This is a genomic window from Ignavibacteriales bacterium, from assembly GCA_026390595.1.
Classification (GTDB): Bacteria; Bacteroidota; Ignavibacteria; order UBA10030; family UBA10030; genus UBA9647.
The window spans coordinates 191278-202113 of record JAPLFQ010000033.1 but is presented as its reverse complement, the minus strand read 5'-3'; the positions used below and the strand labels follow the sequence as shown (position 1 = coordinate 202113).

7 protein-coding genes are annotated in these 10836 nt (G+C 52.5%); 1 reads left to right on the top strand and 6 read right to left on the bottom strand.

Features of this window, described 5'->3' with window-relative positions:
- The 3 genes from NTU47_18400 to NTU47_18390 all read right to left on the bottom strand — a co-directional run.
- On the bottom strand, positions 1 to 685 hold a 685-nt coding region (locus NTU47_18400), incomplete at its 3' end, for a hypothetical protein (GenBank protein MCX6135781.1).
- A 60-nt stretch (positions 686 to 745) separates the two neighbouring features.
- Positions 746 to 1963 carry a phosphodiester glycosidase family protein gene (locus tag NTU47_18395; GenBank protein MCX6135780.1) on the bottom strand — a complete coding sequence of 406 codons (1218 nt, stop codon included), beginning with the start codon at positions 1961 to 1963 and terminating at the stop codon, positions 746 to 748.
- A gap of 148 nt (positions 1964 to 2111) precedes the next feature.
- On the bottom strand, positions 2112 to 4913 hold the full coding sequence (locus NTU47_18390) for a TonB-dependent receptor (protein ID MCX6135779.1): 2802 nt from the start codon (positions 4911 to 4913) through the stop codon (positions 2112 to 2114).
- A gap of 698 nt (positions 4914 to 5611) precedes the next feature.
- Between NTU47_18390 and NTU47_18385 the strand changes: the two genes are divergently transcribed.
- The gene (locus NTU47_18385) at positions 5612 to 6751 is read left to right on the top strand and encodes a hypothetical protein (GenBank protein MCX6135778.1); all 1140 of its coding nucleotides are present in this window, start codon (positions 5612 to 5614) and stop codon (positions 6749 to 6751) included.
- On the opposite strand, the gene NTU47_18380 is transcribed toward NTU47_18385, so the two are convergent.
- From NTU47_18380 to NTU47_18370, 3 genes are read right to left on the bottom strand one after another with little or no spacing between them, the layout of a single operon-like run.
- Positions 6729 to 8465 (bottom strand): glycosyltransferase family 39 protein, encoded by a 1737-nt coding sequence (locus NTU47_18380; GenBank protein ID MCX6135777.1) that lies wholly within the window; start codon positions 8463 to 8465, stop codon positions 6729 to 6731. The two genes, NTU47_18385 and NTU47_18380, sit on opposite strands and share 23 nt — an antisense overlap.
- On the bottom strand, positions 8458 to 9729 hold the full coding sequence (locus NTU47_18375; GenBank protein ID MCX6135776.1) for a hypothetical protein: 1272 nt from the start codon (positions 9727 to 9729) through the stop codon (positions 8458 to 8460). Before NTU47_18375 ends, NTU47_18380 begins: the two co-directional genes overlap by 8 nt.
- Positions 9730 to 9751: 22 nt before the next feature.
- Entirely contained in the window at positions 9752 to 10834 is a 1083-nt protein-coding gene (locus tag NTU47_18370; GenBank protein MCX6135775.1) for a glycosyltransferase, read from the bottom strand.
- Positions 10835 to 10836 lie beyond the last annotated feature (2 nt).

The following is a 10836-nucleotide window of genomic DNA, read 5'->3' as shown; positions in this document are numbered from 1 at the left end:
CATCGCATGAGAGGTAAAGCCCCGGGCCATCTTGCCGGTAGAAGGACAGACACTGCAATGACATTGTGCCTGGATAAGGCCATTCAAGGCGTTTGTTCGGATTTGCGTTGCCCGTGATCATCTGCCGCGGGATTTTCGTGAGCTGTCCCATCCAGATCGGCGCAGCAAGCACTTCTTCGGGTTGCTTTGTAATGGAGGGGATTTGCGGGAATCGTACCTTTTCAATATGGAGGTCTCCCGGTTTGTCGATAGCGATACTCCAATAGCTCATCGGTTCCTTCGGGTCCAGCACGACAGTAACCTCGATCTTGAGCGGTTTGGAGTAGGGGAGATTGAAGTTCTCCCAAACCAATTTCAGCTCGTTGCTGCGTTTATCTGGATGTTCCCACCTGAAACTCCCGGCCATCGCGGGAGTGATTATCGCCGGTTGAATGCCGGGCAACATCTCAATCTGCCATAATGAGGTGCTTCCTCGGCCAGGTGAGATGAAATTCATTCCATTCGTCTTGTCCAGCAGCGTGATCAGATCACCGGCGGATTCACCCACTTCAATTTGTATTGTCGCGTTGCTGATTGAAATTGGTGGCGTGCTGCTCGATTGTTGGGAGAATCCAAACGATGAGGAGATAACCAGAATCAAAGCGATAGAAAGGATCTTCGGTGCGTTCCATTTGTCTTGTCGCATAAGAAAACCTCCTGAGTGTCTATGAACAGCGAGAGAAACAGCGCAACATACAATTTGCGTTTACTTGCGTTTTCGTTCGAAGAGCAAGAGGCAATTTCCCACCGGGCGTTCTCCTGTCGGATCGGATGGCGCATTGACTATCTTGCCGTCAATCAGCAGCGTCGTTGATCCGCCTCCGTCGAAATTCATCCCCTGATAGATGCCGGATGCCAGCATCAAGTCCGCAAATTCGACGAGGGACATTCCAACGCTTGTTTGAGTCCGGCCGTCGACCGCTAAGAAATACACTTTTGTGCTGTCCTTCGAGAACCCCACTCCGCTTCGGGGATGCCGGCCGGCAGAAAACCGCGGGAACGTCCCCTCGGCATAGTCGGCACCGGCGGCAATGTTCCTTCCATCGAGGACGATGCGAGGCCATCCACCAACGAGGGAGCGCACAGGGCCCCGATTCGGCCTGAGCCCCAGCCAGATTCTTACCGTATCGCCGTGAGTCGCTCGACGCAGGGCATTATCTGGCGGCAGATCATAGCCCGACAACACTAATGAGCCATTCGTGAGAGGAGTCCCGCCTGATCCCATAACTCCTGAAACCACGGTGACAAGAGTGTCGGAACGAACACCGATTTCGACCAGGCGTAACTCGTAAATAGCCATTTTGAGAGTGTCGGTGGGAGTTGATGCTCTGTAGTACGAGTTGAAGAGCACGAGAGATCGTGGAGTCGGGATGTCGTTTACTCCGAGGATATCCGTTCGTTGTCCAGAGTTCCAGAAGACAGCCCCATCAAACTCAAATCGATCGATGAGTGGTTTCTTGTTATTCAAGATTCCGAATTGAGAATGAATATTGTCGAAGACGTCGAAGGGGGACCCGGTCAACTTTGTCCCTTTCACAAATTCGCCATCGATAATGTTGTTGTTCTCGATCTCTCCCGTCTTCAGGCTGAAGAAATCTGAATTGAGAGCTGCGATCACTTTCCGGTTGGCGCTGCTGTGATGCTTCGCAATAGAGCTGGTTTGTTCTCTTCCGTAGAATTTGTCGAGCGCCCTGCGGGCTCCGATCTCAAGATCTGGTTGTGTCAGATCAATTTCGACGATGTAAGCCCTCCAGGGACCTCGTTGATCCTGAAGGAACCGATACATCACGCCGGGACGCAATTGCTGCGTGAAGGACGAATCAGAGCCGAGAAGACATGAAGAGGTCGTTGCCCCAGCTCCCTGGAAAATGAAAAGGAGGAGGAGTGCAATTCTTGAAGATATCAAGCCATTGTTGCGCTTCATTTCATTTGCCTGGTGCGATGAACGTACGGTAGGTAAATATGATGCATGTGATTGGCTGCGGGTCATAAGGTCAGGACAGGGACAAAAAAGCAGGCATCCAAGGTACTGGATGCCTGCTCGCTGCAGCTAGTGCGTAGGCCCTAGTCGGCTAGTAGGTCACCCGGAGACCAGCCTGAACCTGGCGCGGTGCATAGGTGCCGTTTGGCAAACCGAAGTTTGTCAGCTGATTGCCGGCCTGATCATTCATCGTGCCGTTGAAACCGGAAGCATTGAACCAGTTGAAAACGTTGAAAGCGTCGACCATGAACTCAACCTTCGTGTTCGCGAGTTCAAACGACTTCGATACACGCAGGTCGAACATCTTGTACCACCATCTGATTTCATCATAAGGCTTGAACTGAGTGCGCATGCCCTCAATCCAGTCGTCGCCGGTGGTGTTGTCCTTGTTGAGGTCACGTCCGTCGATCACTGTGAAAGCCAACGGACTTGAAATTGTTGCGACAGCACTTACCTTGAAATCCCATGGGAGCAAGTACGTCCCTGAGATGACGATACGATGACGCTCGTCGGTGGCGCTTCGTTGCATCGCAAGAAGAGCCAATGAGGTCCTGGCTGTGGTGATAGCATCCGATTCCGAAAATGCCCAGGAAAGGGTGTAAGACAACTGCCATCTCATGGTCGGAGTGTTGTATGCCAACGTGCTCAGGAATGCATGGTTCCATGCCTTGGCTATGCTCCCCCACAAATTGATATCACCGTACTTGGACGTCAGGACGCGAGCGTTCGGCGTGACCGAAGTATTAACATAGTTCACGTTGATCGGTGAGTAGAGATTGGAGCCATGAGAATTGACGTAGTCGATGTTCAAGCCGATCTCATCTGTGAGCTGCTCGCCGATCCCCAGGGAGAACTGAGCGACGCGAGGAGTACGCATTTGCTGATTCATCACGTTGATCGCGGGGGCGGCGCTGACGCTACCGGAAGCGACGCGAGCCCTCAGTACTGCCGGGTCGATTGTTCCTGGATTCTGAAACTGGTATGTTCGCCATGACGCGTCACGACGCTCGAAATATGCGAACGCGTATGCTGTCCGGTCATAAGTAATGCCAAATCCGCCGCGCAAGATGGTCTTGCCTGTTCCGAACATATCGTAGTTGAAAGAAAGCCGTGGGGCGATGTTCGTCCAGTCATTTTTCCGGTCGCCACGATTGAACCAATCGGGCGAAATGAGGCTGGTGATGTTGGTACTATCGGCCCAGGGTACCCGGAATGTGTTATTCAGTGTGTTGATTTCGACGTCATACCGAATTCCGAGATTAATTGTCAACTGCGGCCATGGGTTCCATTGGTCCTGGATGTAGAAGCCGAGAATGTTTCCTTTGTCATCCGTCGTCGCGTCCATGCCATTGGGGTCGGTGGGATGGAATACTCCGACACCGATGGTAGCTGTCCTTGGAAGTGCGCTGGTGTCCGTTGCGAACGAGAATGATGGATTGAGGCTGCTCGGAGCCCACGGAGTCATCGTGACAAGAGCGGCGAGGCCGCCGATCTTCAATGTGTGCGGTCCATAGAAGTCTTCAATAGTGAAGGTCAACTTCTCATTGAGGGTGTAATGGTCTTCTTCAACCTTTATGGGGAAGCCACTGGTTCCAATGGTGATACTTGGATACGAGTAGGCTGGTCCATCCTGGATTGCCGGCTCGTAATGGCGCCACCGGAGATATCGCACACTCATTTCATTAAACATCTTCGGTGATATGATGTCGGTCCACTTGATCATGTGGCTGTTGATGTGATACTGCCCGTAGATACCCCCTGGTTCTGAAACCGTGCCGCCAAAATTGGTCTTGCTGGCGAGGTAACGTGCCGACCAGATGTAATCGATGGTGTTGTCGTTGTCATGCTGATATGTGAGGCGTAAAACGCCAATCTGGTTTTCATTTGGCGCCTCGAATGTTCCGGCATATTTGTCCCAGATTCCTGGATTGTAGGCCGGACGTCCGGGTACGACATCGATGTACTCGTGGGCATTCTGATCTTCGTATGATGCCATGATGAAAAGCTTGTCTTTGATGATTGGACCACTGACAGTGAATCCCATCTGCTGACGAGTGTAGTTCGGTTTGGTCTTCTCGAAAGGTCCTCTGGTGTTCAGTTCCTTGTCCCGGAAGTAGCCGAAGCCCTCTGCGTGCGTTTCATTCGTGCCGCGGCGTGTGATGATGTTGATGACGTACGAGCCACCGCGGGTAAATTCCGCATCAAAGGGGCTCAGAATTGCCCGGAATTCCTGTACGGCATCCTGAGGATATGGCGATCCTGTCTGAGGAATACCGACCAGGTTGCCGTTGTATAAGCTCTTCCATTCCGCACCATCTGCATACATGTTGATGAAGCGGAGTTCCGGCAATGCACCTGCGGCGGGCAGGGCACGTCCAGCAGATGCCGCGAATGAACGCATACCGGGGGCCACTGACGCCAGGTTCATCAGGCTGCGCGAATTCAGCGGGAGGTCGACGATTTGCGCACGCACAACGGCTGTGGATACGTCCAGGCGTCGCAACTCAAATTGCTGGTTGCGCGTCCCAACGACCTCGACGCCGGAGACTTCGACAGCTTCCGGAGTCATGGCGAAATCAAGGACAGGGCGTTGGCCTGTCACGAAGGTCACGTTCTCTTTCTTTATGGCCTTGAAGCCGATGAACTTCACCTCGATAGAGTACGTCCCCGGAGGAACGGCGAGGATCTTATACGCACCGTTGACGTTTGTTGCTGCGCCTCGTCGAGTGCCCGTCTGCTCATTGACGATCATGACGTTCGCGCCGGGCATCGTCTTCCCCTCGTTGTCGAGAACTTTACCCTCGACGTTCAAGGTTGTTCCTTGCCCATACAGAGTGCAGAGAAATCCTGCAAGCGCGAGCACTCCAAAAATGATAGCAAGTTTTCGTGCCATACTTTCTCTCCTTATGGATTAGTGTGAGTTGATAGTACAGATGGAAGAAGTTTGTTCTTTGGAAACAAAGATACGCGGATGATACCTGGGGCTGACTCTTGTCTGACGCGTCTTGGAAAGAGTGCACCTCAAACCCCTTCACCGCAGCTAAAGTAGAAGACACTGGGTGAGAATTGTTGCTAATATAGGGCTATGTACGCAGTGTGTCAAGCGCTTTCAATTCTAATGACTGAACGGTCGAGGATAGTTTTCCGCAGTTTTCTCTATTGCCCTGCAGGGGGGTGGTGCGGTGAATTCAATCGGTTCCCAAATCGTTTCGCAATACTGGTGTTGTCGCAAGCTCCTGACTTCGAGGGCCTCACGTTTCAACAATTGAACGCTCAGCCTTAGAGATGCGGGCGACGGGCAACAAAGTCAGAGGTGCCAACACAAATCCTGCACCGAAGTAACTTCACAGCTTCAACGAAAGAGAGCGCGAACCCACGCTCGGCGTCTTGATTGAACGTGCTAATTACATTACATTTTTCCTGACTATGTTTCACACTTTTTGTCACTATTGAGACCTCATGACAATGGACCGACGCTCATTCCTTTCCTCGATGGCACTTCTGCCTTTTGCGAGTTTGGCCGCCAAGCCGCACTCCAACATGTTCCCCTTCGCGGGGCCTTCAGTTTCGAAATCTGATATATCAGGTTCAATGTGGATCTATCTGTGGGATCTGGTGGATGAGGGGTACGAGTCGGTGCTGCGAAAGTTGTCGGAAAATGGATTGACCGGGATCAGCATGGCCACCGCGTACCACGCCGGGAAGTTCCTGGAGCCTCATAATCCGAAACGGAAAGTGGTCTTCCCGGAGGATGGGACTGTCTATTTCAAGCCCAACTTGAAGAAATACGGGAGGATACTTCCCAGGCCTAATTCTCTTGTCAACGAAGGGCACGGATTGGAGAGAGCAAAGAAGGCGGCCGACGCAAAGGGGCTCACCACGCGTGCTTGGGTTGTATGTTGCCATAATACGCCGCTAGGCACACAGTATCCTGACATCGCCTGCGAGGACGCGTTTGGCGACAAACTCCCTCACAATCTCTGTCCGAGTAACGAAAATGTGCGTCGATATGTCCGAACGCTGGTATCCGATATCGCCTCTCACGGGGTAGACGCAATCGAACTCGAAGCGCTGCAATTCCAGGGATACACGCACGGCTATCACCACGAGAGGGAGGGCTTTGAACTCACGCTTCCGGTTCGCTTTCTCCTCGGTCTCTGTTTTTGCCCATCGTGCCTGAAGAGAGCAAACGCCGCTCATCTCGACCTTGTCCCAATCCGCACACGTACGAAAGAGATCCTCGAAATGTGGTTTTCTGATCCAGCTGTTGCTGCAGAGAAGTATCCATCGCTGGACAAATTGCCATCCGATCTGTATGAGCCAATGCTCGAATGGAGGAAGTCCGTGGTCAGGTCATTCCTGGAGGAAATCAAGGAGGGGACACCTTCGACCAAACTGAGACAACTGGTAAGTGTGGACCCGCTCGCGCAGAAGATGGTAAGCGTCGACCCAGTCGCGTCCGCCAAGATCACGGGCGGAATTCTCGCCTTGGGCTATGTGAAGGAGGGTGCACTGCTTCGGTCCCCGATCGAATCACTCAGCACAGCAATCGGGTCCGAGAACATCACGCTGGGTTTGCAGGTTGGATTGCCTGAAAGCGGAGGGAAGAAGGAATTCCTCGACAAAGTGTCGGTGGCCCGAAACCTGGGCGTGACAAGTTTCAATCTCTATAACTACGGCTTCATCCCGTTGAAGAACCTTGCATGGATCAACGAGGCTCTCCGGCATTGAGAGCCAGGTGGTTGGGCACAACTCGCTGGAATACCGCGTAACGCCGACTTTCGAAAACCAGCGAATAGTCCAGCGGATTGACTTCTTCTGCGGCAACCCATTCATAACGTATAAGCTTATCCTTCTCCACAACGACCAGCGCATCACCGGGCAGAACTCCTGCCTTTTCTGAGAGCCACGAACGGAACTCCGATCGTAGTTTCGGTGGAGTGATCCGTCGTACTTCAAGGTCATCCCGCCATCCGATATCAGCCCCATCCAGGTAAAACGTAAGTTGCGGATTTCGGTCAAAGCCTGCAACGACAAGGAGAGAAGGGTGCCTTTCCGCGACGAACCTTGCCAGTTCACGGCCGCCATCATTGAACTGATACCGGTCGTATCCCACGATATTGTAGAAGCTCATCACGAATGACGCCAGAAGCAGCAGTGTTGGCAGAGGCGAGAGAAGAGGCGATATCTGATTGTTCCTGTAGAGTGAAAACGAGAGGAAAAGAATACAGCAGCCAAGCACAATGAATGGGAGAAACTGGAGAAGCATCGATCCTTCCGGCATCTGGCCTGTGATGATGGTGCCGGGGATTGACTTGGCGAGATTTCGCCATTCCTGATTAGAACCCCAGAGGAGCGTCAGTGCCGTGCCACCGATCAACATTGCTGCCAGTTTTCTCGAATACGATCCGGCAGAACATCTCAGGATTTCCCGCGCTGCAACGAGTGAGGCGGGGAGGAGCATTGGTAATGCATAGACCGAAAGCTTCGTTCTCATGATCGAGAAGATTACGAAGAAGACAACGAACCAAAGTGCCGGAAACATCCATCGACGGTCTTGATCTCTAAAGACTCGATACAGACCGAAAACAAACCAGAGTATTCCCAGCGGAAACAACACAAAGAGCTGATTCACAAAATACAGCGTCTCCAATGGCTTCACGTTTCCCTCGACGCCGCGAAGAGATCGATCAAAAACTGCAGACGCATCTATCAGGAAGAGTGGATTTCCGAACCCTCGAACGGCCGTGATATATCCGTGCCACGGGAGAGCCACGAGAAGTGTAACTCCCAGTGAGAACAGGAATGGTTTCCAGGAGAGCTTCTCGCCATCTCGTTCTGAAAAGGCCTTCCAAAGGAAGAACGTCAATGGGATGCCGAAGCCCACGAAGAGCTTTGTCATGAGTGCTGCGCCGACAGCGAATCCGGCATAGACTGCAAAACGGAATCGTCCGAACCGTTCCATCCTGAGGTAGAAGAGGACAGAAAGAGATAGGAGGAACACGAGTGTTGTGTCAAATTGACCCTGACGAGCGTAGAACGTGACAAAGGGATTGAGACCAAAGAGCATTGCGGCGACAAAACCGAGTTTTGAATTCTCGAGATCTTTGCCAATTCGGTACACCACGAACAGCGTAGCTCCGCCGAGCAGCGCCGAAAAGAAGCGGGCAGCGAACTCGGTCACTCCGAATGCGAGGAACGAAACACTCGTGAGCCAGACATACAATGGTGGATGAAGGGAGGAATAGAGCCCGCCGATGGAGAAGGGAGTCTGATCAAGAACACCGCCGAAAAGAAGTATCCCCTCAGCGCGCACGGCGTAGAGCGCTTCATCCCAAGCCTGGAGATCGAGAAATCCCAGATTGATGAATCTCATCGCACCGACAGCACACAGGATTGCCAGAAATACGTGTTCCCGCCGCCTTTCTCTGAGAAATTCATCCATGGAAAATTACAATCCCTTCATAAATCCAGAGCGATGTGAACAGTACGACGATGAAGCCTCCTGCCATCTTCTGGACTTTTGGCATAGCCCGAATCATTTCGATGCCACCAGTGAGCCCAATGGCACAAAAGAGTACAGCAAATGGCATCAATGGAAAATGAAAGCGTCCTCCACCAAAGAACACTGCATGCAACGCTACCCAGGTGCAGCCGAGGCACATGGCAAACAGCCAGAATGCATTCTTGCGCGATCCCAGGAAGCCGAATATTCCTCCAATGATCATGATGAAGTACGGGAGATTGGCCAACAATGTCAATGGAAGCGGAATGGAGGCGTACTTGGCAGAATAACGGGAAAGTTGATCCTCAGGGTGAGAATGGAATGTCCACACAATCAGGCCGCCTTCGCTTTCGAACAGGTGCCCCACCTTTTTGAAAGCATTCAGAACGAAGGTCCCTGGAGAGTCGATGATGTACTTCATTCCCAATTCGAATGCTCGACTATCTGTGTCGAATTCACCCTTTGTGTTCTCGCAAACCTGTGGATCAAATGTGATCGCGTAAGCGCCGGTTGCGTGAGGATTGTTGCCGATGAGGAGGTTGATTCCGCCATTGGACGACAAGGCCGCTTCGTCGAATACTACATAGTTGCGAACAATCCATGGAGCGAGCACCAAAATGCAGCTCACCACAGCCGGATAAAATCTCCTGAGTGGTATTCGTGACTGGTGCAGGATGATGGGTAGGAATAACATGATAAGAATCGTCCCGGGCTTCATCAGGACAAGAATGCCGAAGCAGATACCAAACGAAATGACTGTGCTCTTTCTGTTCTCGCCCAACCGGGTGAATAGGAATCCTGCGAGTGCGAGCACAAAAGTGAAGAAGGACTCGGACATCAGAAAATTACTATAGAGGATGGCAGGAACGTAGAATGCCCAGAGTCCTGCGGCAAGGATGCGTGTACGGGCCGGATAGCCGACAAGGACAACAAAAAGGAGAAACGCGGTCGCAACATCGAGCCCGGCCTGGAAGACTTTCACCGCAGCAGGATGGTGTCCGAAAACGAAATACAAAGAGCCCACAAACGCTGGATATCCGATTGGACGGTATGCCGTTGGTATCCCGTCGACAGCATAACGGCCTGTTGACGCGAGGGTGGAGGCCAGAGTGTCGTATTCACGCTCGTCCGAAATCAGGGGACGCTCATGAAGAGCGATGAAGACTACCCGCAGGACAAGTCCGAGCGCCAGAACGTAGAGCAAGGATCGTGGGCTCGACCTGAGCTCAGACAATAGAATGCGCACGGTACAGCTCCATTAGTCTCGCGTGAACTGCTTCGTATGAATGGTGTTTTTCAACCCATCGCCTGCCCTGTTCTCTCTTTTCGGACCGTTGAGTCGCGCTGTCGATAAGTTCGAGCAGCTTTCCATAGAGGGTTTTGGCTGTGGCGAGGACGAACGGGTTCTCAGGGAGCCAGGCCTCATAGTCAGGCGTCATCTCGGTGACGGTTGGGATCCCGAGGGCCAGTGTCTCGAGTGAATTTCTCCCGTACCCCGTCCCGCCGAGGTTTCCCACTTGTTCGATGGCGAGATCACATGTTGCCTTGATTCGGAGCACCTCGTCGTGCGGCGCATGTTCGATCAGGACGAATTCTACGTCTCTGACTCTTTTCACGGCCTCAATGACGGGAAGTATAAGCTTTGTCCCCTTCATGGATCTGTTCGTAGGAGAATGGACAATACGCAGGCGATCGTTTTCGCTTCTTCGCATCTCAAACGGCGAAACGTCGAAAGGGATATAGAGGTATTGGATGTTTGGATGAAGGAGAAGGTGATCGCTCTCATTTGTCAAATTGAGATCGCTCATCATATCGATCGCAGGAACCACGCCCCGGATTCGAAGGTCGCTTCCCATGTAATGACAGACGATTTTCTTTCCCTGCCGCTTCCACATCTTTGCGATCCTGCTGTCGCGGAAGAAGTCGAGTCCACCGTCGTAATGAATGATTTCGTACTCGTCGAGTTTGAACCGCTCGATCGCTTCTTCGACTCTCGTGCGCCGCCGGAGGTCGTCGATCATGAAGTAGGCAGATTCAAGAATATTCCTCGGAGCATGGACGCGCATGGAAGACGTCGGCGCAACGCCGTGAACCGTGTCAGAGCCAGCGTTATCCCTCTTCGCGGTTCGCCACCATGCAGCGATTGCGTTGCGCGGGAGAGGAAGATTGAGTGCAATATCCTCGGGGAAGGTAAGGACGTTCTTGTGAAGGGTCACGAGCCTGGCATCAGCGCCGAATCGGCGCTGCATATCCATCATGCTATACGGCACGCCGGCAACATTGATGGGAGCGACGTGGAGAACCTTCATAG